The sequence below is a fragment of the Kitasatospora sp. NPDC056731 genome (assembly GCF_040687675.1).
In the GTDB taxonomy this organism is placed as follows: Bacteria; Actinomycetota; Actinomycetes; order Streptomycetales; family Streptomycetaceae; genus Kitasatospora.
Map to the genome: position 1 here is coordinate 1 of NZ_JBFBNR010000039.1, position 22,156 is coordinate 22,156.

At 72.9% G+C, this 22,156-nt stretch carries 21 protein-coding genes; 5 read left to right on the plus strand and 16 right to left on the minus strand.

Features of this window, described 5'->3' with window-relative positions; translation table 11 throughout:
* Window positions 1-252 (plus strand): amidohydrolase family protein (locus AB0R04_RS30050; RefSeq protein WP_363376719.1); only part of this gene is annotated, 252 nt, incomplete at its 5' end.
* Between the two features lie 90 nt (window positions 253-342).
* Here AB0R04_RS30050 and AB0R04_RS30055 read toward each other — a convergent pair.
* Entirely contained in the window at window positions 343-1,383 is a 1,041-nt protein-coding gene (locus AB0R04_RS30055) for a hypothetical protein (protein ID WP_363376721.1), read from the minus strand.
* 90 nt (window positions 1,384-1,473) lie between these two features.
* Window positions 1,474-3,264: a diguanylate cyclase gene (locus AB0R04_RS30060; protein ID WP_063348239.1), complete on the minus strand. Its 1,791-nt coding sequence runs from the start codon at window positions 3,262-3,264 to the stop codon at window positions 1,474-1,476.
* Window positions 3,265-3,637: 373 nt separating this feature from the next.
* On the opposite strand from AB0R04_RS30060, the gene AB0R04_RS30065 reads away from it, so the two are divergent.
* Window positions 3,638-4,165: a flavin reductase family protein gene (locus tag AB0R04_RS30065; protein ID WP_350885220.1), complete on the plus strand. Its 528-nt coding sequence runs from the start codon at window positions 3,638-3,640 to the stop codon at window positions 4,163-4,165.
* Window positions 4,166-4,175: 10 nt separating this feature from the next.
* Here the strand turns inward: AB0R04_RS30065 and arfB are convergent, their stop codons facing one another.
* Window positions 4,176-4,610: an alternative ribosome rescue aminoacyl-tRNA hydrolase ArfB gene (arfB, locus tag AB0R04_RS30070; protein WP_063348241.1), complete on the minus strand. Its 435-nt coding sequence runs from the start codon at window positions 4,608-4,610 to the stop codon at window positions 4,176-4,178.
* A gap of 101 nt (window positions 4,611-4,711) precedes the next feature.
* Here arfB and AB0R04_RS30075 point away from each other — a divergent pair, with 101 nt between their 5' ends.
* Both AB0R04_RS30075 and AB0R04_RS30080 read left to right on the plus strand, forming a co-directional pair.
* On the plus strand, window positions 4,712-5,200 hold the full coding sequence (locus AB0R04_RS30075; protein WP_363376723.1) for a hypothetical protein: 489 nt from the start codon (window positions 4,712-4,714) through the stop codon (window positions 5,198-5,200).
* 124 nt (window positions 5,201-5,324) lie between these two features.
* Window positions 5,325-5,900, plus strand: coding sequence for a TerD family protein (locus AB0R04_RS30080; RefSeq protein ID WP_063348242.1), 576 nt, complete (start codon window positions 5,325-5,327; stop codon window positions 5,898-5,900).
* A 105-nt stretch (window positions 5,901-6,005) separates the two neighbouring features.
* Here the strand turns inward: AB0R04_RS30080 and AB0R04_RS30085 are convergent, their stop codons facing one another.
* From AB0R04_RS30085 to AB0R04_RS30115, 7 genes are all read right to left on the minus strand, one after another.
* Window positions 6,006-7,244, minus strand: a complete 1,239-nt coding sequence (locus AB0R04_RS30085; RefSeq protein ID WP_363376725.1) for a hypothetical protein — start codon at window positions 7,242-7,244, stop codon at window positions 6,006-6,008.
* 122 nt (window positions 7,245-7,366) lie between these two features.
* Window positions 7,367-7,855: a DUF3180 domain-containing protein gene (locus AB0R04_RS30090; RefSeq protein ID WP_363376727.1), complete on the minus strand. Its 489-nt coding sequence runs from the start codon at window positions 7,853-7,855 to the stop codon at window positions 7,367-7,369.
* A 188-nt stretch (window positions 7,856-8,043) separates the two neighbouring features.
* Window positions 8,044-8,643, minus strand: a complete 600-nt coding sequence (folK, locus tag AB0R04_RS30095) for a 2-amino-4-hydroxy-6-hydroxymethyldihydropteridine diphosphokinase (RefSeq protein ID WP_063348245.1) — start codon at window positions 8,641-8,643, stop codon at window positions 8,044-8,046.
* Between the two features lie 40 nt (window positions 8,644-8,683).
* Window positions 8,684-9,043, minus strand: coding sequence for a dihydroneopterin aldolase (gene folB, locus AB0R04_RS30100; protein ID WP_063351209.1), 360 nt, complete (start codon window positions 9,041-9,043; stop codon window positions 8,684-8,686).
* A gap of 247 nt (window positions 9,044-9,290) precedes the next feature.
* Window positions 9,291-9,788 carry a nuclear transport factor 2 family protein gene (locus tag AB0R04_RS30105; RefSeq protein WP_063348246.1) on the minus strand — a complete coding sequence of 166 codons (498 nt, stop codon included), beginning with the start codon at window positions 9,786-9,788 and terminating at the stop codon, window positions 9,291-9,293.
* Window positions 9,785-10,672, minus strand: a complete 888-nt coding sequence (gene folP, locus AB0R04_RS30110) for a dihydropteroate synthase (RefSeq protein WP_363376730.1) — start codon at window positions 10,670-10,672, stop codon at window positions 9,785-9,787. The genes AB0R04_RS30105 and folP overlap by 4 nt, the downstream gene beginning before the upstream one ends.
* A gap of 68 nt (window positions 10,673-10,740) precedes the next feature.
* Window positions 10,741-12,579 (minus strand): phosphatidylglycerol lysyltransferase domain-containing protein, encoded by a 1,839-nt coding sequence (locus tag AB0R04_RS30115; protein ID WP_363376732.1) that lies wholly within the window; start codon window positions 12,577-12,579, stop codon window positions 10,741-10,743.
* Between the two features lie 376 nt (window positions 12,580-12,955).
* On the opposite strand from AB0R04_RS30115, the gene AB0R04_RS30120 reads away from it, so the two are divergent.
* Window positions 12,956-14,110, plus strand: coding sequence for an alpha/beta hydrolase-fold protein (locus AB0R04_RS30120; RefSeq protein ID WP_063348249.1), 1,155 nt, complete (start codon window positions 12,956-12,958; stop codon window positions 14,108-14,110).
* Between the two features lie 62 nt (window positions 14,111-14,172).
* Here the strand turns inward: AB0R04_RS30120 and folE are convergent, their stop codons facing one another.
* From folE to dacB, 6 genes are all read right to left on the minus strand, one after another.
* Complete coding sequence (gene folE / locus AB0R04_RS30125) at window positions 14,173-14,778, minus strand: GTP cyclohydrolase I FolE (protein WP_063348250.1); 606 nt, start codon at window positions 14,776-14,778, stop codon at window positions 14,173-14,175.
* 104 nt (window positions 14,779-14,882) lie between these two features.
* Window positions 14,883-16,937, minus strand: a complete 2,055-nt coding sequence (ftsH, locus tag AB0R04_RS30130; protein ID WP_063348251.1) for an ATP-dependent zinc metalloprotease FtsH — start codon at window positions 16,935-16,937, stop codon at window positions 14,883-14,885.
* Between the two features lie 228 nt (window positions 16,938-17,165).
* Window positions 17,166-17,720 carry a hypoxanthine phosphoribosyltransferase gene (gene hpt / locus AB0R04_RS30135; protein WP_063348252.1) on the minus strand — a complete coding sequence of 185 codons (555 nt, stop codon included), beginning with the start codon at window positions 17,718-17,720 and terminating at the stop codon, window positions 17,166-17,168.
* A gap of 70 nt (window positions 17,721-17,790) precedes the next feature.
* Window positions 17,791-18,918: a tRNA lysidine(34) synthetase TilS gene (gene tilS, locus AB0R04_RS30140; RefSeq protein WP_363376734.1), complete on the minus strand. Its 1,128-nt coding sequence runs from the start codon at window positions 18,916-18,918 to the stop codon at window positions 17,791-17,793.
* Between the two features lie 279 nt (window positions 18,919-19,197).
* Window positions 19,198-20,373, minus strand: coding sequence for a zinc-dependent metalloprotease (locus tag AB0R04_RS30145; protein ID WP_363376736.1), 1,176 nt, complete (start codon window positions 20,371-20,373; stop codon window positions 19,198-19,200).
* Between the two features lie 98 nt (window positions 20,374-20,471).
* Window positions 20,472-22,112, minus strand: a complete 1,641-nt coding sequence (gene dacB / locus AB0R04_RS30150) for a D-alanyl-D-alanine carboxypeptidase/D-alanyl-D-alanine-endopeptidase (protein WP_363376737.1) — start codon at window positions 22,110-22,112, stop codon at window positions 20,472-20,474.
* Window positions 22,113-22,156 lie beyond the last annotated feature (44 nt).

The window sequence follows — 22,156 nt, forward strand, 5'->3', positions numbered from 1 at the left end:
ACGCTCACCCTGGACGTCGCCTTCAAGCGCTCGCTCACCGTCAACGGCCTGACGCTGAACCAGACCGTCGAGTCGCTGTCCGCCACCCCGGCCCGCCTGCTGGGCCTCGCCGACTCGATCGGCTCGCTGGAGACGGGCAAGCAGGCCGACCTGGTCGTGCTCGACTCCGAGGGCTACGACCTGGTCGCCGTCATGCGCCGCGGCCGCTGGGTCCTCGGCGGCGAGCGCTTCGACGTGGTCAAGCCCGCCTGACGGAGCGCCGGAACGCCGACGGCCGCCCTTCCCCCACGGGGACGGGCGGCCGTCTCGTGTTCCGGCTCAGCCGGTCAGCTGCTCAACCGGTCAGCCGGTCGCATTCGGTTCGAGGGTGATCTGGTCGATCAGGATCGACCCGGAGGGCACGGTGAAGGTGATGCTGTTCGCCCCGGCCTGGAGCTGCGGGAGTATCCAGGTGTTGAACCAGGAGGACGCAGGGTCCTTGCCGGACGCGTAGTTCTTGAAGAGCAGCCCGCTCGGCCAGTCCTTGCCGTTCACCGAGGCGGCGCCCTTCAGGTCCCCGCCGGTGTTGTTGTAGTGCACGTTCAGCTTGTAGGTGCCGGCCGCGGCGACCTCGCCGTTCCAGGTCACCGAGCCGCCCGGCTGGAGCGTCAGGTAGCTGCCGTCGGCGGACTTGGTCCCCTTGACGCCGTTGCCGGACGCCGCGTTCTGGGCCTGGAGCTGGCCCGCGTCCACGGTCAACGGGCCGGCCGGGGCGGTGGTGCTCGCCGAGGCCGAGGCGGTCGGGGACGAACTGCCGGTCGCCGGGGTGCTGGGGGGAGCCGCGGCGGTGGTCTGGGCGCCGCCCTTGGCGGTCTTGTCACCCTCCGGGTCGCCCTTGGAGAGCGCGATCCCGGCGCCGATCGCTATGGCCGCGACCACCGCGACCGCGCCGATCACCGCGCCCTTGCTCCGGCCGCTGCTCGACCGGTCCTCCCCCGGCTGCGGCCGGGAGTGCTCGGCGTAACGGGTCTGCTGGGTGGGCGCGGTGCCGTGCTCGGGCTGCTGTTGCTGCGGCGGGTACGGCTGCTGGCCGCCGGGGTAGCCCTGCTGCGGCCCCGCCTGCTGTCCGTACGGGGGCTGCTGCGGCCGCGGCTGGTAGGGCTGCTGCCCGTACTGGGCCCGGCCGACCTCCATCGGACGGCTGTACGACGTCCGGGGCACGCCCTGCTGTGGCTCGGCCGGCTGCCCGGAGGCACCCTCCGCCGGGCGGTAGAGGTAGCCGAACGGGTCGTCGTCCTGCGGGGCACCGCCCTCGGGCGCTCCGTTGTTGCCGGCGGTCGTCACGGTGGTCAACTCCCCCATCCGGTTCGCGCCGCCGGGATGCGGGCCGCCGGCGCAGATCATGGACGCTGTCGTACCCGGGAACCCTACCTGTCCTTTGTGACAGCCGGAAAAGAGCCCTTGACAACCCGTGGGTAACCAGGACCGGCGGGCTCAGCCCGCCCGTCGGTGCGAGCGCTCGCCCCGCGCGCCGCGCACCGCGCCGCCCCGGGCCCGCTTCTCGTCGTACATCCGCTCGTCCGCGGTGTGCAGCACCTCCTCGATGCTCATCCCGCAGCCCGCCCAGCCGACGCCGAGGCTCACCCCCACCCGCATCGCCCGGCCGTCGATCCGCATCGGCGGGATGATGGCGCCCCGCAGCCGGTGGGCCAGGTCCTTGGCCTCCTCGCGGCCGATCCCGTCGGCCAGCACGACGAACTCGTCGCCGCCGAGCCGGGCCACCGTGTCGCCGTCCCGGACGGCCTGGCTCAGCCGCCGGGCGACCTCGACCAGCACCGCGTCGCCCGCGTTGTGGCCGAACCGGTCGTTGATCGACTTGAAGCCGTCCAGGTCGCAGAAGAGCACCGCGAGTCCCTTGTCCAGCGACGCCGCGACGCCGGAGCGGAACGGTGCGGACCACGCCTCGCCGCCCGGGCCCTGGTCGGCCGGGACCACCGCGTGCACGTGCTCCCCGTAGCCCGGGGCGAGGCCGTACGGCGGGCCGCCCTCGGGCGTCCCGTAGCCGTGCACCGGCCCGCCGTACGGGTCCGCGCCCTCCAGCCGGTCGTACGCGGCGTGCGCGCTGTAGGAGTCGGCCGGGTAGCCGTACGGCGCCGGGTAGGCCGGCTCGCCCGGCCCGGCGGGGGCCCCGACGGTCTGCGGCTCGGCGCAGAGCCGGCGGCCCAGCCGGGCCTTCAGTTCGGCGCCGTTCGGCAGGCCGGTGAGCGCGTCGTGGCTGGCCCGGTGGGCGAGCTGGAACTCGTGGCGCTTGCGGTCCTCGATGTCCTCGACGTGGGTGAGCAGGAAGCTCGGGCCCTCGGCCGCGTCCGCCACGATCGAGTTGCGCAGGCACACCCACTGGTAGCCGCCGTCCCGCCGGGACAGCCGCAGTTCCGCCCGGCCGCTCTCGGCGCTGGTGCGCTCCAGCAGCGCCCGGTCCTCCGGGTGCACGAGGTCGGCGAAGCTCTGCTGGCGCAGCACCGCGCGGGGGCGGCCGAGCAGGCGACAGAGCGCGTCGTTGACCCTGGTCAGCTGGCCGCGCCCGGCGCCGTGCAGTTCGGTGATGGCCATCCCGCTGGGCGCGTACTCGAAGGCCTGGCGGAAGCTCTCCTCGCTGGCCCGCAGGGCCTGCTGCTCCTTCTCCAGGCGGGCCAGCGCGCGCTGCATCTCGGCCCGCAGCCGGGCGTTGCCGATCGCGATGGAGGCCTGCAGCGAGAACATCTCCAGCGCCTCGCGGGTCCACGCCCCGGGCCGCTTGCCGCTGCGCGGGCGGTCCACCGAGAGGACGCCGAGCAGGTCGCCGCCGGCGCTGTACATCGGGGCGAGCAGCCCGTCGGCGGGGTGCCAGTCGTTGGCGTAGACGGGCAGCGGGCCGTCCCCGATCCAGCGCGGGATGTCGCTGGCGACGGCCCAGCCGCGGTCGTACGGCAGGAAGCGCAGGGTGCCCCAGTGGTCGCTGACGCCGAGCAGCCGGTCCCAGGACTCCCGGGAGCCGACCTGGCCGAGCAGGACGGAGGGGCCGCCCATGGTGCTCTCCTCCAGCTCCCAGACGGCCGCGACCACGAGGTCCCCGTCCGGGCGGACCAGGCTGACCGCGGCGGCGTCGAAGCCGAGCCCGTGCACCGCACCCTCGACGACGGCCTGCAGCGTGCCCGCCAGGCTGCGGGCAGCGTTGAGGTCCGCCACGACCCGGTGCAAGGTGCGGAGGGTCGCGAGACGGACGTACGGCTCCGACTCGGCTTCCATGCGGGGGCTCCCCGGCTGCTTCGGATAGTTCTTGATTGGTTATCGTCCGATTGCCAGAAGAACTGAATCACAGGGAGCACAGCGTTCGGCACGCTCGGTCAGCAATAGGCCATCACTTGTGACTTAAATCACACGACACTAATGCACCCTTAATCAGCTCATCCGCCCCATAGCGGGACATAAAGCGCTATCGGAATATTTCCTTTGGTCGACCGCATTGGCCTCACGCTGAAGCCCGCTGCCGCCTGGCAGGCCCCTTGCTTCACTCCTGAGGGTGAGTCCCGAACCCGGCCGCAACCCCGCCCCGTGCGCCGCTGGTCCTACGACCTCGGCCCGATGCCGATTCCGGCGGCCGCCGACTACCGTGCGGTACGTGTACTCGTCCCCGCAGCCCGAAGCTGCCTCCCACGCCACGCCCGACGAGTTCCGGGCGGCACTCTCCCAGCTCGCCTCCGGCGTGAGCCTGGTGACCGTCCACGACCCGGAGGACGGCGAGGACGTCGGCATGACCGCCACGTCCTTCCTGTCCGTGTCGCTGGAGCCGCCGCTGGTCCTGATCTCGGTCCGCGAGGACTCCCGGATGGACGAGGTGCTCTCCCGCACCGACACCTGGGCGGTCTCGCTGCTCACCGAGGGGCAGAAGGCGCTCGGCTCCCGCTTCGCCATGAAGGGCCGGCTCAGCGACCGGCTGCTGTTCGCGGACACCCCGCACCACCGCGGCCCGCGCTCCGGCGCCCCGCTGATCGACGGCGCGCTCGCCACCGTCGAGTGCCGCACCGAGCAGCGGATACCGGCGGGCGACCACACCCTGCTGCTCGGCCGCGTCCTGGAGGCCGCGGTGCCCAGCCCGGCCGGCCGGCCGCTGCTCTACTTCCGCGGCGGCTACCGCGCCCTCGGCTGAGCCGCCCCGGCTACTCGCCGCCCCGCGGCGACTGCCGTCCCTGCTTCAGCTCGGAGCGGCGCCGCTTGTTGGACAGCCGGCGCTCGACCATCCCCCGGCTCGGCCTGGTCGCCCGGCGGGACTTCGGCGGCGGCGCGCACGCCTCGGTCAGCACCGCCGACAGCCGGGCCGCGGCCGCCTCCCGGTTGCGCCACTGCGAGCGGAACTCCGAGGCCTGGATCACCAGCACCCGGCCGTCCACCAGCCGCCCGGCCAGCCGCTCCAGCGCGCGCTCGCGCCACACCTCGGGCAGCGCCTTGGACGCCGCCAGGTCGTAGCGCAGCTCGACCTTGCTGTCGGAGGTGTTGACGTGCTGGCCACCGGGGCCGGAGGAACGCGAGAAGCGCCAGACGAGCTCGGCGTCGGGGACGACCACCGACCCCCGTACGCGGATGGGCTCGGGCATGCGTCCATCATCCCGCGCCCGCACCGCCCGGTCACCCGGTTATCCGCGACGGCCGGCAGCCCGGTTCCGCACCACCGCCCGCAGCCCGGACAATGGCGTACGTGATCGAGCTCGGCTACTCCCTCTCCAACCGCTTCCCCGACCCCCCGCAGACGGACTACCGCTCCGCCCCGGTGCGGTCCCTGCGGTACGACCTGTTCTGCGGCGACGTCTACCTGGACGCCGAGGGCGCCGAGCTGTCCACCGGCTGGGGGTGGGTACCGGTGCTCGACTTCGCCTGGGCGCTGTGCGACATCGCCGAGGAACTGGACCGCGACCCGGACGGCGGCCGGGCCGCCCGGGTGCAGACCGCGGACCTCGACTTCACCCAGAACACCGAGCTGCTGCGGTTCGCCCGCCGCTTCAACTGGGTCGAGATCACCGCGACCTGGCTGCCGGACGAGCCGCCCGCCGTGGTCCGCCACGGCGAGCTGCGGCGCGAGGCCAGGGACTTCCTCCAGGACACCCTCGCCGACCTCTTCGATATGCACCCCGAGCTGGCCGACAATCCGAACATCTGGTCGCTGCAGGGCCGGTTCCCCCGGATCTGACCAGGGCATTGTCAGACCTTTGCCAGAGGATTGGCGCCCACGAAGAATTCACGGACTTCGCGGAACCAACCCACCGGAGTATTGCGTTGTCCCGGAAAAAGCGAACGAAAGGACAGCAATCGCCATGCCAGTGAGCCTCTCCAAGGGTGGCAACGTCTCGCTGACCAAGGAGGCCCCGGGCCTGTCCGCGGTCAGTGTCGGCCTGGGCTGGGACGTCCGGACCACGACCGGCACCGAATTCGACCTCGACGCCAGCGCGATCGTCCTGAACGCGGACGGCAAGGTGCTCTCCAACGGGCACTTCGTCTTCTTCAACAACACCAGCAGCCCGGACAACACCGTCGTGCACACCGGTGACAACCGCACCGGCGAGGGCGCCGGCGACGACGAGTCGCTCAACGTCAACCTGGCCGGCCTGCCGGCCGAGGCCGTCAAGATCACCTTCCCCGTCACCATCTACGACGGGGTCGCCCGCGGCCAGAGCTTCGGCCAGGTCCGCAACGCGTACATCCGCGTGGTGAACGCCGCCGGCGGCGCCGAGATCGCCCGCTACGACCTCTCCGAGGACGCCGCCACCGAGACCGCCATGATCTTCGGCGAGCTCTACCGCAACGGCGGCGAGTGGAAGTTCCGCGCCGTCGGCCAGGGCTACGCCTCCGGCCTGGCGGGCATCGCCCAGGACTTCGGCGTCCAGCTCTGACGCCCCGCCGGGCCCCTCCCGGCCCGGCACACCGCTGGAAACAAAGCGGCGCGGGACATCGGTCACACCGACGTCCCGCGCCGCTTTCGCGTACCCGGCCCTGACTCAGCGCGAGGCGCGCAGCTCCGGCAGCTGGATCAGCTCGGTCTCGTCCTCCGGGGTCAGGTCCACCACCGCGGGCGCGCCCGGCGCAGGCTCGGCCGCCGGCTGCGACGCCTGCGAGCCGGCCACGGCCTCCTGCACCTCACGAGCCTCCTGGGCCTCCTGCGCCTCGGCCTTCGCCTGCGCGGCCACCGCCTCGTCGCCCACCACGTCGGCCAGGTCCGTGCGCTCGCCCAGTTCGGCGACGCTGCCCACCGCCGGCGCCGGGGCCGCCGCCCGCACGGCCGCGCCCGCACCACGGCCGAAGAAGCTGAAGCCCGGCCCGCGCACCGCCCCGGACGGCGCCGACCGCGGCCGCTGCCGCTCCACCGGCGCGGGCGCCGCGACCGGAGCGGACGGCGTCCCGCCGAGCTGCCCGACCGTGGCGGTCAGCGCCGGGCGCACCGGCGCGGGCCGCACCGACGCCTGGGTCTGGGTCTGGTCCTGTGCCTGTGCCTGTGCCTGTGCCTGTGCCTGTGCCTGTGCCTGTGCCACCGGAGCCTGCTCCGGAGTGGGCACCGCGGGAGCCACCGGCGCCGGCACCGAGGGCGCCACCACGGCAGCCACGGGCACGGGCGCCGGGGCCGCAGCGGCCGGCGCCGTACGCGCCCGCAGCGCGACCGCCGAGCCCGCCGATCCCGTCGTCCGCTCCCGCCGCGCCTCCTGCTCCGCCGCCCGCCGCTCCAGCACCCGCAGCACGGACGCGGCACGGACGAACGCGGCCGGGCTGGCCGGGTACTTGGGGCGGCTCGCGGCGAGCGCCCGCTGGGCCGCCTCGGCCTCCTTGAGCGCCTGCTCGGCCACCGTCACGGCCCGCTCCCGCAGCAGCCGGGCGATCTCGGTCTCGGCCTTCGCCAGCCGCGACTTCTCCGCCGTCAGCCGCCGCCCGAACCGGGTGGCCCGCTCCTCGGCGACCTCAGCCGCGTACTCGGCCTCCGCCAGCTGCTCCTCGAAGCGCTCCTCGGCCCGCAGCCGCTGCGCCGCGGCCATCTCGGCGGCCGCCCGGGCCGCCTTGTCCCGCTGCCGCAGCAGCAGCGCGAAGCCGAGCGTCGCGACGACCGCCGCGACACCCACCGAACGCACCAGGACGGCGTCCTGACTGAAGAGCAGGGCGGCCAGCGCAGCGACGAGCAGCACGCCGGCGGCGGTGGGGGGGAGGATCCGGCCGAGGACGGAGGAATGACGGTGGCGTCCGCGAGACATGCCAAGAAACTAGCGTGCGAATTGGGGCCGTGTCAGCCCAGGGTCCTCTTCCGCCCTTGACAGTGCGCAAGTTTTACCGCACGTGCCCGGCGTTTCACTCAAGATCACGAAAAAGGACCTGCTCAACGGGGCGAGGGCGCCGGGCCGCTCGGATCGTCGTGGTTCTCCGGCAGCTTGCACACGTGCTGCAACCAGAGCGCCGCCGCGATCACCGCGGCCCCCGCCAGCACCGCGAGCCCGGCCGTGACGGCCTGGTCCTTGCGCGCCGACACGTCCAGCTCGCCCAGCAGGAAGATCCCCGCGCCCGCGTAGACGCCGGTGACCACCGCCGAGACCAGCGCGCTGGCCTGCCCCAGCACCACCGCCCGGGCCGCCAGCAGCGGGTCGACGCCCTTCGCGCCGGGCTGCCGCTCGCGCACCGCCTTCAGCCGGGACCGCAGCGAGAGGGCGGTCGCCAACAGGACCACCGCCACCGCCGCCAGCACCACCGGCGCCGCGACCGGCACGGCCGGCAGCGTGTCCAGGGAGACCCAGAGCTTGGCACCGGCCCAGGACAGCGCCGTGGTAGCAGCGGTGATGCCGACCAGCAGGCGGAGGCGAAGCAGCTTCACTCGGAGGAGGTCCTTCCCGGGGTTACCAGAGCCGGCCGTCGCCCGGTGGCCCGGCACGGCGGCGCCAGGCCACCGTACCGGGCCCGACCGGGCGGGCACCCGCGCGAACGGCGGACACCTACTCGTACGGCCGGGCCCCCCGGTCGAGTTCCCCGGCCGCCCTCACCGGGCCGCCGGGCCGCGGCCGGTCACTCCGGCAGCGTCAGCCGGATGTCGTCCCGCCGCCGGACGCCCTGCGCGCCCGGGCCGCCGAGCGCGTCCAGCAGTGCGCCGACCTGCCCGTGCCCGGGCACCTCGGCCTCCGGCTGGGCGTCCAGCCAGGGGGCGAGCACGAAGGCCCGCTCGTGCGAGCGCGGGTGCGGCAGCAGCAGCTGCGGGTCGTCGCTGAGCACGCCCTCGTAGGCCAGGATGTCGACGTCCAGGGTCCGCGGACCCCAGTGCACCGTCCGGACCCGCCCGAAGGCGTCCTCGATCGCGTTGCCGCGCTCCAGCAGGTCGCGCGGCGGCAGCGAGGTGCGCAGCACGACGACCGCGTTGTAGTAGTTGGGCTGTTCGTCCGGGCCGCCGACGGCCTCGGTCTCGTAGACCGCGGAGACGGCCTTGATCTTGAGCCCGGGGGTGTCGGCGAGCGCGTCGACGGCGCCCTGGAGGGTGTCCAGGCGGTTGCCCAGGTTGCTGCCGAGTGCGATCACCGCGCAGTGCTGGCTGTGCAGTGTGGTGTCGGCGGAGTCCACCCGGCTCTCCAGGTCGAACGTGGTCGGCGAGGCGGTCGGGTCGCTGGTGCTCATCGAGATCCCTCTGCAACTGGAACGGGGCGCACGGCGGCGGTCATGCGCGGCCCCGGTGAATGGTCACGGTCACGTCGTCGAACGGCACGGTGATCGGGGCGTCGGGCTTGTGCACGGTCACCTCGACCTCCTCGACCGCTTCGTGCTTCAGGCACTGGTCGGCGATGCGCTGGGCCAGGGTCTCGATCAGGTCGACCGGCTCCCCGGCGATGATCGCGGTGACCTCCTCGGCCACGAGGCCGTAGTGCGCCGTGCGGGTGAGGTCGTCGCCGGACGCGGCGGGGCGGGTGTCCAGGTACAGCACGAGGTCGACCACGAAGGTCTGGCCCTCGATGCGCTCGCGCTCGAAGACGCCGTGGTTGCCCCGGGCACGCAGCCCCCGCAGGGTGACGCGGTCCAGCAAACGAATCACTGCTCCCAGTCGGACGGGCCCCACCCGGAGAATGGCATGGACGGGCGGGGCGAAGGCGGGCAGCACACCCGCCACTCCGTTTCGAATCTACCCGCGGGCGCTGACAACGTCTGACCGTCCTACCCGGCACGAACCGTCGCCACGCGCACCGGAATGGCGATTGACGTGAACGTTCGGTGACCACTCGGGAATTCCCGGGCGACCTCCCGGCGGCGTTTTCCGAAGGCCGCCCGAATCAGTCCTCGTCCTCGTCGTCGCCGCTGGTCAGAACGGGTGAACCGTGGTGCGACCAGAGCTTCCACCCGCCCGGGGTACGGCGGAACAGATTCGTGGATACGACCTTTCCGCCGACCAGCGGACCGAGTTCCCCCTCCTCCTCCGCCTCGCCGCCGGAGAGGATGTTCTCGGTGCACGTGACAAGGGCCACATCTCCGTGGACCTCGGCCTCGACATCGGTCAGGAAGAACTGGATGTACTCCGTGTTCATCATGATCAGCATGTACGAGCGGGTCACCTGCGCCCGCCCGCGCAGCACCGGCCAGCCGGGGTGCACGCACACCACGCCGCCCTTGTCGTCCGCGTCCGCGGCGCCCAGCCAGGCGTCCTCGACCGCCTCCAGGTCCCCCTCCTCCAGTGCCTGGTAGAGCGCCTGGTTCGCCGCGAGCACCGCCTCCAGGTCCGCCTCGCGGGCCTGGCCGGCCGTTCCGCCGCTCAGCCTGCCGTCACCTGTCACAGACCCTCCCTCACCCCTTGCCGGGCCGCGTGCTGCCAGGCCGCGACCACCCGGACGGCGTCCGCCGTGCCGGACACGTCGTGCACCCGCACCGCCCAGGCGCCGGCCTGGGCCGACAGCACCGACACCGCGGCGGTCGCGTCGTCGCGCTCCCGGGCCGGGCGCAGCGCCCCGGATTGCGGGTCGGCCAGCAGCGTACCCAGGAACCGCTTGCGCGATGCGGCGACGAGGACGGGACGGCCGAGCGCGGTGAGCGCGTCCAGCCGGCCGAGCAGCGCCCAGTTGTGCTCGGGGGTCTTGGCGAAGCCGAGCCCCGGGTCGAGGATCAGCTGGTCCTCCTTGACCCCGGCCGCCAGCAGCGCGTCCACCCGGACGGCCAGCTCGGCGACGACGTCCGTCACCACGTCCCGGTAGACCGCCAACCGCTCCATGTCCGCGGACTGGCCGCGCCAGTGCATCACCACGAAGGGCGCGCCGGTGTCGGCGACCACCTGTGCCATCGCCGGGTCGGAGAGCCCGCCGGAGACGTCGTTGACGAGCGCGGCACCGGCCGCCACGGCCTGCTCGGCGACGGAGGCCCGCATGGTGTCGACCGACACCACGACCCCGGCGGCGACGAGCTCGCGCACCACCGGCAGCACCCGGCGCAGCTCCTCCTCCTCGGGCACCCGCTGCGAACCGGGCCGGGTGGACTCGCCCCCGACGTCCACCAGGTCCGCACCGCGGGCACGCAGGGCGAGCCCGTGCGCGATCGCCTTGGCGGGGTCGTGCCAGAGGCCGCCGTCCGAGAAGGAGTCGGGCGTGACGTTGACCACACCCATCACGGCGCAGCGGTCGAGCCGCGGCAGTCCGGCCGGCAGCGAGAAGGACGGCGAGTTGCTCATGTGCCCATTATCGAACGGGGCCCCCGCCGAGGATTCTCGGCGGGGGCCCCGTTGGTCGCGGCGGTGCCTCAGGCGGCCTCGGTGACGTCGCGGGCGCCCGGGGTGGGCATCAGGCCCTCCCGCTGGCGCCGGCGGCCGAAGCGCGGCATGCCGAGGGTGATGAAGGCCTCGGCCTGCATCGCGGCGAAGCCGATCCGCGGCAGGTCCCGGGTGTTCGGGAAGACCAGGAAGCGCGGTTCCCACTCGGGCTGGAACTTGGCGTTGAACTTGTACAGCGATTCGATCTGGAACCAGCGCGAGAGGAACACCAGCAGTCCGCGCCAGGCCCGCAGCACCGGGCCGGCGCCGATCCGCTCGCCGCGGGCCAGCGCCGAGCGGAACATCGCGAAGTTGAGCGACACCCGGCGCACGCCCATCGCGGGCACCGCCTGGAGGGCGGCGACGATCAGCAGCTCGTTCAGGCCCGGGTCGGCCGCGCGGTCGCGGCGCATCAGCTCCAGCGAGATGCCGTCCGGCCCCCAGGGCACGAAGTGCAGCACGGCCTTCAGGTCGTCGCCGCTCTCGCCCTCCTCCGGGGCCTTGTGGGCGGTGACCACCACGCAGTCGTCGTCCAGCGGGTCGCCGAAGCGCCCGAGGGCCATCGAGAAGCCGCGCTCGGTGTCGGTGCCGCGCCAGCGGGCGGCGGCGTCGGCGATCCGGTGCTTCTCCTCCGGGCTGAGGTCGCGGACCCGGCGCACCTGGCAGGAGTAGCCGTTGCGCTCGATCCGCTTGACCATCTGGCGGACGTTGCGCATGGCCCGGCCGGCGAGCGAGAAGGTGGCGGTGTCGACGATCGCCTCGTCGCCCAGCTCCAGCGCGTCCAGGTCCGCCTCGCGGGTCCAGACCTCGCCACCGACCTCGCTGCAGCCCATCACGGCCGGCACCCAGGCGTGCTCGCGGGCCTCGGCCATGAACACCTTGATCGCGCCCGGCCAGGCCTCGACGTCGCCGACCGGGTCGCCGGAGGCGAGCATCACGCCGGAGACCACCCGGTAGGAGATCGCGGCCTTGCCAGTGGGCGAGAACAGCACGCTCTTGTCGCGGCGCAGCGCGAAGTAGCCGAGCGAGTCGCGCTCGCCGTGCCGGGTGAGCAGCTCGCGGACCTTCTCCTCGTCCTCCGGGGTCAGCTCCGGCTTGGGCTTGCCCGGGCGCAGCGCCAGGTAGGCGGTGGTGAAGGCGGTCAGCAGGCCCAGCCCGCCGAGCAGGTAGGCGACCAGGTCGGACATCCGGACGTTGTTGTACCGGATCGGCCCCTCGAAGCCGAACAGCCCGTACACGACGTGCTGGAGGCGCTCGGGCAGGGCCGGGTAGCCGATCTCGTACTTGGTCCGGGTGCTCACGATCAGCAGGCCGAGCAGCACGCTGACGGCGCCCATCACGATCAGGTTGACCAGCGCCCGCCAGCGGGTGCGCGGGTCGGCCTTGGCGTAGAACTCGCGCTGGTGCACCAGCATCACCACGAAGACCGCGAGCGAGACCACGGCCGGGCCGACCTGGTGCCAGCGCACGATGTGCAGCGCGGCGCCGACCGGCAGCAGCACGCACACCGCCCGCCAGGCCCGCCGCTTGCGCCGACGCAGCGCGTGCGCGAGCAGCACCAGCAGCAGGCCGACCATCATCGTCCCGACCGCGGCCAGCGAGGTGGTGCCGCCGGGCAGCTGCCCGGTGAAGGTGTGCATCTTGGAGTGCCGGAGCTTGGGGAACACCGCGCTGGCGATGTCGACCAGGCCGATCAGCAGACAGGCGTACCCGACCGCGCGGGGCAGCCAGGCCCTCGGAACGGCCGCCGCCTGGGTGCGAAGCGTCTGCAGGCCGCGTCGACGACGCGGCTGCTCGGGGCTCGGCTCAACGGACACGGGAACGCTCATGGAAGCTCAGCGTAGAGGCTGCGGGACGCCGTCCGGTCACTCCGGGGGAGCACGTGTGATGGACCTTCAATGCCTTTTCCTTCATCAGGCAATGCGCATACCAAGGATCCGGAAACGGTCGGTAAACCGGTGCCGTGGGCGCGCTGCGGTGGAGCCGGGGACGGAGCCGAAGCCCTGCCGCCGCGTGGCGCGGCAGGGTCCTCCGGTACGCCGTACGTACGGTGGACGCCGCATTCTAGGGCGCCGGTTGCCTGCGGCTCCCCCCGCCCTCCCAGCTCGCCCGGGCATCCGGACAGCCTAGTCGCGGTGGCCGGAGCTGACGGGCCGCCAGACGATGAGGCGTGCACCGACAGTGTCCCATCGGAAGGCCGACTGCATGGAACTGACCAGCGACGCACTGGTGAACTCGCTGCTTGCACTCGGCGCCGCGGCTCTCGTCACCACCCTGTGGCTCTGGCCGCGGCTGGCGCGCCAGCGCCCGCTGCCCGTCCTCGGCCGGATCGGCCTGCTGACCGTCACTCAAGTCGCGGTCGTGGCCGTGCTGGCGCTGGCGGTGAACAACTCCTTCGGGTTCTACACCTCGTGGGACGACCTGCTCAGCCCCGGCAGCACCAAGCTCGCGCTGACCAGCAACGAGAACCACAAGGGCGGCACCTCGGCCTCGGACACGCCGGTCCAGCCGACCACCGAGGGCGGTCTGGAGACCGTCACCGACCTGCCCAAGGGCCCGCCCGAGGAGACCGGCAAGGTCGAATCGGTCCGGGTCACCGGCAAGGAGACCGGGCTGTCCGACCAGCTGTTCGTCTACCTGCCGCCCGAGTACTTCGACCCGAAGTTCGCCCTGGTCCGCTTCCCCGTCCTGGTCGCCATCTCCGGCTTCCCCGGCACCACGCTCAACCTGATCAAGGAGCTGCCCGTCCTGCGCACCGCGGGCGAGCTGCAGAAGTCCGGCAAGATGCCGCCGACCATCGTGGTGATGGCCCGCCCGACGGTCGCCCCACCGCGCGACACCGAGTGCGTGGACGTCCCTGGCGGCCCGCGCGCCGAGACCTGGTTCACCAAGGACCTGCCGGAGGCGCTCCGCACCGCCTACCGGACCGGCCGCTCGGCCGCCTCCTGGTCCGTCTTCGGCTACTCGACCGGGGGCAGCTGCGCGCTGCGGCTGGCGATGCGCTTCCCGAACGTCTACGGCAGCGGGGTGGGCCTGCACAGCGAGTACAAGGTCAAGGAGGACCAGTTCACCGGCGGCGACCTGTTCGCCGGCGACGCCGCCCTGGCGCAGCAGAGCGACCTCGACTGGCGGCTGACGAACCTCCCGGCCCCCGCCCTCTCGCTGCTGGTGGTCTCCTCCCGCAAGGAGGGCGACTTCGCGCAGACCCTCCAGTTCGTCGGCCACGCCCAGCAGGTCGCCGCGGCCAACCCGCAGTTCAAGGTCGACTCGCTCTACCTGGACGACGGCGGCCACAACTTCGACAGCTGGACCCGTGAGCTGCCGTCCTCGCTGGAGTGGATCGGTGAGCGGCTCGGCTGACGCGGGCGGGTGGCGCGGGCAGGCGACGGCCGGCCGGTCCGAGGGACCGGCCGGCCGTTGCGCTATCGGCCGATGATGAGGCTCATCGCCTCGGCCCGGGTGGCCGGGTCGCGCAGCTGGCCGCGGACGCACGAGGTGATGGTCTTGGCGCCGGGCTTGCGGATGCCGCGCATCGACATGCACATGTGCTCGCACTCGACCACGACGATCGCCCCGCGCGGCTCCAGGATCCGCATCAGCGCGTCGGCCACCTGGCTGGTCAGCCGCTCCTGCACCTGGGGGCGGCGGGCGTAGACGTCGACCAGCCGGGCCAGCTTGGACAGGCCGGTGATCTTGCCGCTGGCGGACGGGATGTACCCGACGTGCGCCACACCGCGGAACGGCACCAGGTGGTGCTCGCAGACGGACGTCAGCTCGATGTCCTTCACGAGCACCATCTCGTCGTGCCCGAGGTCGAAGGTGGTGGTGAGGACGTCCTCGGGCTCCTGCCAGAGGCCCGCGAATATCTCCTTGTAGGCGCGCGCGACCCGGGCCGGGGTCTCCAGTAGCCCCTCGCGGTCCGGGTCCTCACCCACGGCGAGCAACAGCTCGCGGATGGCGTTCTCGGCCCGCTTCTGGTCGAAGGTCCCGACGGTGGGTGGACCGTCGAGCGTCACCGGGTCGATCATGCGGGCCTCGCTTACTTGGGACGACTTTGCTGAACAGCACGGATGCCGCGTCTCCAGGGTACAAACCCCGGTGACGCGGCATCCATTCCGTACGGTGCGCGGGATCAGCCCTCGGCGGGCGGCTCCGCGCTCGGCAGCGGCGGGAGCTTCACGATGTCCACCGGGGCGGTGTCGATCGCGGCGGCGCCGTTGGTGAGCGCCAGCTCCTTCGGGGACTGCACCGGAGGCCGGGTGGACGGCGTGCGACGGGACGAGCCCGTCCAGGCCGGCCGGGCCGGGCGCCGGACGATCGTGGCGAAGATCTCCGCGATCTGCTCCTTGTTCAGGGTCTCCTTCTCCAGGAGCTCCAGAACCAGGTTGTCGAGCACGTCGCGGTTCTCGACCAGGATCTCCCAGGCCTCGTTGTGCGCGTTCTCGATGAGCTTCTTGACCTCTTCGTCCACCAGCCCGGCGACCTCTTCCGAGTAGTCGCGCTGGTGGCCCATCTCACGGCCCAGGAACGGCTCCGCGTTGTCCGAGCCGAACTTGATGGCGCCGAGCCGCTCGGTCATGCCGTACTGGGTCACCATGGCCCGGGCGGTGGCGGTGGCCTTCTCGATGTCGTTCGACGCACCGGTGGTCGGGTCGTGGAAGACCAGCTCCTCCGCCGCGCGCCCGCCCAGCATGTAGGCCAGCTGGTCGAGCATCTCGTTGCGGGTGGTGGAGTACTTGTCCTCGTCCGGCAGCACCATGGTGTAGCCGAGGGCCCGGCCGCGCGAGAGGATCGTGATCTTGTGCACCGGGTCGCTGTTGGGGCACGCCGCCGCCACCAGGGCGTGGCCGCCCTCGTGGTACGCGGTGATCTTCTTCTCCCGCTCGGACATGATCCGAGTGCGCTTCTGCGGACCGGCCACGACGCGGTCGATCGCCTCGTCCAGGATGCCGTTGTCGATCAGCTTCTTGTCCGAACGGGCCGTCAGCAGAGCGGCCTCGTTGAGGACGTTCGACAGGTCCGCGCCGGTGAAGCCGGGGGTGCGCTTGGCGACGGCCGAGAGGTCGACGTCGGGCGCGATCGGCTTGCCCTTCTGGTGCACCTTGAGGATGTCCAGCCGGCCCTGGAGGTCGGGGCGCTCGACCGAGATCTGACGGTCGAAGCGGCCCGGGCGCAGCAGCGCCGGGTCCAGGATGTCGGGGCGGTTGGTGGCCGCGATCAGGATCACGCCACCCTTGACGTCGAAGCCGTCCATCTCGACCAGCAGCTGGTTGAGAGTCTGCTCGCGCTCGTCGTGACCGCCGCCCAGACCCGCACCGCGGTGCCGGCCGACGGCGTCGATCTCGTCGACGAAGACGATCGCCGGGGCGTTCGCCTTGGCCTGCTCGAAGAGGTCGCGGACGCGGCTGGCGCCGACACCCACGAACATCTCGACGAAGTCCGAGCCGGAGATCGAGTAGAACGGCACCCCGGCCTCGCCCGCGACGGCACGCGCCAGCAGGGTCTTGCCGGTACCGGGCGGGCCGTAGAGCAGCACACCCTTGGGGATCTTGGCGCCGACGGCCTGGAACTTGGCCGGCTCCTGGAGGAACTCCTTGATCTCGTGGAGCTCCTCGACCGCCTCGTCGGCGCCCGCGACGTCCGCGAAGGTCGTCTTCGGGGTGTCCTTGGTGAGCAGCTTGGCCTTGGACTTGCCGAACTGCATGACCCGGGAGCCGCCGCCCTGCATCTGATTCATCAGGAACAGGAAGACCAGGACGATGATGACGATCGGGAGCATCGACAGCAGCAGGCTGACGAAGGTGCTCTGCTTCTCGGGGCTGATGGTGTAGCCCTCGGCGAGCGTGCTCTGGTCGTTGTCGTTGATCTGGGCCTGGAGCTTGTCGGCGATCGCAACACCCTGGTCGCCGATGTACGAGGCCTGGAACTTGCTGCCGGACGGCGTCTTGCCGGTACCGGCGTTGGACAGCGTGGCGCCGTCCTTCAGCTGGATCTTGATGGTGTTCGAGTCACCAGTGGTGATCTGCGCCGACTTGACCTGCTTCGCGTCGATCGCCGCGACGACCTGACCGGTGTCCACCGTCTTGTAGCCGTTCGAATCCGAAACGACCTGCATCAAGACGATGACGGCGAGGACGGCCAGCACGATCCACATGATCGGCGCACGGAAGTATCGCTTGACGTCCATCCATGCGGGGCGTTGCCGCCCCGTCCCTCCTGCCACTCAGCGGCGCCGCGGGCTGGGTGCCGCCGGCGCATCCTGGTCGGTGCTCATGTGAAGAGCGGTTTTAATGGACCGTACCGCAGTCACACCCGCGCATGGCGGGAGCGCAGCGACACGGCTGTCGTTCTTGGTCCCCCCGGTCCAACGGGCGGGAACCGGCTCCTGTTCCCATCCGTAGCCCGAACGGAGCCCTCAGCCCCCGTAGACGTGCGGGGCGAGCGTCCCGATGAAGGGCAGGTTACGCAGCTTCTCCGCGTAGTCCAGGCCGTAGCCGACCACGAACTCGTTCGGAATGTCGAAACCGACGTACTTCACGTCGATCTCGACCTTGGCCGCGTCCGGCTTGCGCAGCAGGGCGCAGACCTCCAGCGAGGCCGGGCCGCGCGAGCTCAGGTTGCCCAGCAGCCAGGACAGGGTCAGACCGGAGTCGATGATGTCCTCGACGATCAGGACGTCCCGGCCGGCGATGTCGGTGTCCAGGTCCTTCAGGATGCGGACCACGCCGGAGGACTTGGTGCCCATGCCGTAGGAGGACACCGCCATCCAGTCCATGGTGACCTGCGAGTGCAGGGCCCGGGCGAGGTCGGCCATGACCATCACAGCCCCCTTGAGGACGCCGACGATCAGCAGGTCCTTGCCTGCGTAGTCCCGGTCGATGCGCTCGGCCAGCTCCAGGAGCTTGGCGTCGATCTCGTCCTTGCTGATGAGCACCTTCGCGAGGTCAGCGCCCATGTCGTTCTGGTCCACCGGGGATACGTCCTCAAACGTTCGGGGTCTGTGTGGCCGGCGGCCGACTACCCCGGGACATGCCCGTCCGTCAGTCGCCCTGCCGCCGAAAGACCAGCGTGCCACACCTGCGGGTGGCCTCGACGCCCCCGGGTAGGTGCAGCGGCCCCTGGCCGCGCCATCCGGTGACCAGCAGGTCGATCGTCTCCAGGTGCCGCGCGAACAGGTCCCCGGCCGGGCAGCCCGCGCGCAGCGCGGCCCGGCGCAGCACCCGGCGGCGGACCGCGGGCGGGAGTTCGGCGAGTTTCACGGCGTCCAGGGCGCCCTCACCCGTCCGGAGGTCGCGTTCGGCCAGGGAGGCCCACTGGTCGAGGGCGTCCGCGTCGTCGCGGAACAGCCGGGCGGTGCGGGCCAGCGCCTCGACCACCCCGCCGCCCAGGTGCTTCTCCAGCACCGGCAGCACCTCGTGCCGGACCCGGGAGCGGGTGTAGGCGGGATCACAGTTGTGCGGGTCGTCCCAGACCGGGATCGCCTGGGCGGAGCAGGCCTGCCGGGTGGCCGCCCGGTCCAGCTCCAGCAGCGGGCGGCGGTAGCGGCCCTTCTGCGCCGGCATCCCGGCCAGCGAGCGGGAGCCCGAACCGCGCGCCAGGCCCAGCAGCACCGTCTCGGCCTGGTCGTCCCGGGTGTGGCCGAGCAGCACCGCGACCGCGCCGAGCCGTTCGGCGGCCGCGTCCAGGGCCGCGTAGCGGGCGTCCCGGGCGGCGGCCTCCGGGCCGCCGGACCGGCCGACGCGCACCGGGATCGCCTCGACCGGGTCCAGGCCGAGCGAGCGCAGCCGTTCGGCCACCTGGGCGGCCCGGTCGGCGGAGCCGGGCTGCAGGCCGTGGTCCACGGTGACGGCGCCGACCCGCAGGCCGATCTTGGGGGCTTCGAAGGCGGCGGCGATGGCCAGCGCCATCGAGTCGGCGCCGCCGCTGACGGCGACCAGCACCAGCGGGGAGCCGGGGGCGGCCGGGGTCCGGGGCAGTCCGGACGGGTGCCGGGCGGCGTTGCCGATCAGGGTGGTGCCGACGGCGGCGCCCACCAGGGGCGCCCCGGCCGGGCGCTCGCGGGGCTCGCGCACGGGCGCGGTGAAGGTGGTACCGGCCTCGGCGGCGAGGTCGGTGAGCGTGCGGCGGACGGCCAGGCGTATCGCTGCGACTGCGGGGTGTGGACCCACGGCGGACGACTCCTCGACGGAGGGGACAGGACGGCGGCTCGCGCGGCTGGGCCGCGCAGCTTCATGAGCGCCCTGTTACCGGGCGCTCACAGATGGTGGCAGAAAGGAGCACCCCGCTACGCCACCCGCGCCACCGGTACGACCACCGTCCCACGTTCGGGTGAATGGAGAAACGTATCTTCACCCTCCGTCTGCCCGATTGGACCACTCGTACGAGCGGGTTTGACCACCACCGACCACCGCGCGGCGCTTGGGGTCCGAGCCCCGTCCGAGCCCGCCTCAGCGGGCGACGCGGGCGACCCAGGCGGCCGGATCGTGGATCTCCTCCTTGGTCGGCAGCGTGTTCGGGGAGGTCCAGACCCGGTTGAAGCCCTCCATGCCGACCTGCCCCACCACCCCGCGCACGAACACCGCGCCGTCCTGGTACTGGCGCAGCTTCGCGTCCATGCCGAGCAGCCGGCGCAACAGCAGGTCGAGCCGGTTCGCCCCGCGGTCCCGGCGCTGCTGGAACTTCTCCCGGATCTCCGCCACCGTCGGCACCACCGCCGGGCCGACCCCGTCCATCACCACGTCCGCGTGGCCCTCCAGCAGCGACATCACCGCCGTCAGCCGGCCCAGGATCTCGCGCTGCGCCGGCGACTGGACGACCTCCATCAGCCCCGCCGACGGCACGCCCTCCCGGCCCCCGACACCCGGCAGCCCGCCGCCGAGCGAACCCGCCGCGTCCCGCAGCCGGTCCAGCAGGGCGCCCGGATCCACGTCCGTCTCCGCCAGGAAGGACTGCACCTCGGACTGGATGTGGTCGCGCAGCCACGGCACCGCGGTGAACTGCGTCCGGTGCGTCTCCTCGTGCAGGCAGACCCAGAGCCGGAAGTCGGACGGGTCGACGTCCAGCTCCCGCTCGACGTGCACGATGTTCGGCGCCACCAGCAGCAGCCGGCCCGGCCCCGGGCCCTCCGGCCCCAGCCGCGGCTTGTCGAACAGCGCCGCCGGGCTGTCCGGGGCCTCCAGCGAAGGCTCCGCCGGGGCGAAGGTCTCGTACTGGCCGAGCACCTTCCCGGCCAGGAACGCCAGCAGCGCGCCCACCTCGATGCCGGTGGCCTTCTCCCCCACCGCGCCGAACACCCCCGCCGTCGGGCTGCTCGCCCGGCGCGCCTGGAGCTTCTCCACCAGCGGCTGGACCACCGTACGGAAGCCGGCCACGTTCGCCCGCACCCAGCCCGGGCGGTCCACCACCAGCACCGGCGTCGCGGTGGCCGCCGTCAGACTGCTCGACCGCATCCCCGTGAACGCCCGGACGTGCTCCTCGGCCTCCAGCGCGTGCCGGCGCAGTTCGGCGACCACGGCCGCCGCCTCCGCCCGACTCACCTCCGGCCCCGGCCGCACCAACCTGGTCGCGGTTGCGACCGCGAGATTCCAGTCGACCATGCCAGCACCGCCACTCGCGCTCGTCATGCCCTCACCGTACGTGCTCCCACCCACCAGCGGCAGCCACCCGCGACGAACACCCTCACCCCGCCCCCGGCGGGGCCCGGGGCGGGGGCGCGGGCGGGTCAGCGGCAGCCGCAGGTGGCGAGGCGGGCGGCGATGCGGTCCATGGCGGCGCGGGCGGTGTCGGCGGGGGCCGTGGTGCGGGTCATGACGGCGAAGGCCAGAAGGCGGCCGTCGGCGTCGACGACGGTGCCGGCGAGGGTGTTGACGCCGCTGAGGGTGCCGGTCTTGGCGCGGATCAGGCCGGCCGCGGCGGCGGCGCCCGAACCGCTCCCGTAGCGCTTGCCGAGGGTGCCGGTGAAGCCGGCGATGGGCAGGCCGGTGAGGACCGGGCGCAGGGCCGGGTGCTGGTCGGAGGCGGCCAGGGCGAGGAGTTGGACGAGGACGGCCGGCGGGACGGCGTTGCCCGGGTGCAGTCCGCTGCCGTCGTTCAGGGACACGCCCGTCATCGGCACGCCGAGCTTGGCGAGTTCCCGGGTGACGGCGGTGGCGGCGCCCTCGAAGCTGGCCGGCTGGCCTGCGGCGAGGGCCGCCTGACGGGCCATCGCCTCGGCGAGCTGGTTGTCGGAGGTGGTGAGCATGCGCTCGACCAGCCGGGCGACGGTCGGCGAGTCCACCCGGCCGAGGACGGTGGCGGCGGGGGCGGCCGGGGCGGCGGCGGGCTTGGCCGTGCCGTCGACGGCGACGCCCTGGGCCTTGAGCAGGGCGGCGAAGCTCTCGGCGGCCTTCCCGGCCGGGTCGGCGACCCGGGCCGGCGCCTCGTCGCGGCTCTTGGGGTCCACCCTGCCCTCGTCGGCCATCAGCGGGACGACCAGGGCGATGTTCTGCGCGTCGTGGTTCTTGTGCTGCGGATTGCCCGCGTACATCGACAGGTCGTAGTCGAGCTTGACGGTGGTGGTGCCGGCGGCCTTGAGGGCGGCGGCGGTCTGCCGGGCCAGGGCGTCGAGCGAGGCGGGGGCGGTGTCGGCATCGGCCGCCTGACCACCGATCTGGACCTGGTCGGCGGGCAGCGCGGTGAGCGTCGGGTCGCCGCCGCCGACCAGGGTGATCGTGCCGGGGTCCGCGCCCCGGACCACCCGGGTGGTCAGCCGGGTGTCGCCGGGGATCAGCGACAGGGCCGCGATCGCGGTGGCCAGCTTGGTGGTGGAGGCGGGGGTGCCCGGGGTGTTCTCGCCGGAGCCGTACAGGAGTTGGCCGCCGGCGGCGTCCGCGACGGCGAAGGTGACGGTGCCGAGGCTCTTGTCGGCGACGGCGGCGGCGAGCGCCTGCTGGAGGCCCTGGGCGGTGGGTGCGGCGGCGGCGCCGCCGGCCTCGACGGTGGCCAGGACGGCGCCGGGGGCGGGGGCCGGGCGGGCGCCGCCACCCGGGGCGGGGGTGGAGCCGGTGGGGCCCGTGGAGCCGGTGCCGCTGGGCGTGGAGCCGGCGGCGGTGCCGGGGGCGGTGGGCTGTTCGGCCGGGCGGGTGGCCGGGGTGTCGCCCGGCCCGGGCTTGCCGTCGCCCCTCCCCCGGCCGCCCTTCCCACCGTCGCGGCCGTCCCGGCCGTCGCCCTCGCCGTGCTCGGTGCTGTGGCCGCCGGGGCCAGGGGAGGGCTGCGCGTACGCTCCGCCCGAGGTCAGGACCGTTCCGGCGACCAGCAGGGCCGCTCCGAACAGTCCGGCGGCCGTCCCCCTGCGGCGGCGCGCCGCCCCGACCCCTGTTCCCACCGACCGGCCCCTTTCCCGAGCACTCACTCCCGTAGGAGACACTT

Coding starts and splice junctions, on each gene's coding strand:
- AB0R04_RS30055 (WP_363376721.1), bottom strand. CDS start 1,383: ATGATCTGCGCCGGCGGCCCGCATCCCGGCGGCGCGAACCGGATGGGG.
- AB0R04_RS30060 (WP_063348239.1), bottom strand. CDS start 3,264: ATGGAAGCCGAGTCGGAGCCGTACGTCCGTCTCGCGACCCTCCGCACC.
- arfB (WP_063348241.1), bottom strand. CDS start 4,610: ATGCCCGAGCCCATCCGCGTACGGGGGTCGGTGGTCGTCCCCGACGCC.
- AB0R04_RS30080 (WP_063348242.1), top strand. CDS start 5,325: ATGCCAGTGAGCCTCTCCAAGGGTGGCAACGTCTCGCTGACCAAGGAG.
- AB0R04_RS30085 (WP_363376725.1), bottom strand. CDS start 7,244: ATGTCTCGCGGACGCCACCGTCATTCCTCCGTCCTCGGCCGGATCCTC.
- folK (WP_063348245.1), bottom strand. CDS start 8,643: ATGAGCACCAGCGACCCGACCGCCTCGCCGACCACGTTCGACCTGGAG.
- folP (WP_363376730.1), bottom strand. CDS start 10,672: ATGAGCAACTCGCCGTCCTTCTCGCTGCCGGCCGGACTGCCGCGGCTC.
- AB0R04_RS30115 (WP_363376732.1), bottom strand. CDS start 12,579: ATGAGCGTTCCCGTGTCCGTTGAGCCGAGCCCCGAGCAGCCGCGTCGT.
- AB0R04_RS30120 (WP_063348249.1), top strand. CDS start 12,956: ATGGAACTGACCAGCGACGCACTGGTGAACTCGCTGCTTGCACTCGGC.
- folE (WP_063348250.1), bottom strand. CDS start 14,778: ATGATCGACCCGGTGACGCTCGACGGTCCACCCACCGTCGGGACCTTC.
- ftsH (WP_063348251.1), bottom strand. CDS start 16,937: ATGGACGTCAAGCGATACTTCCGTGCGCCGATCATGTGGATCGTGCTG.
- AB0R04_RS30145 (WP_363376736.1), bottom strand. CDS start 20,373: ATGACGAGCGCGAGTGGCGGTGCTGGCATGGTCGACTGGAATCTCGCG.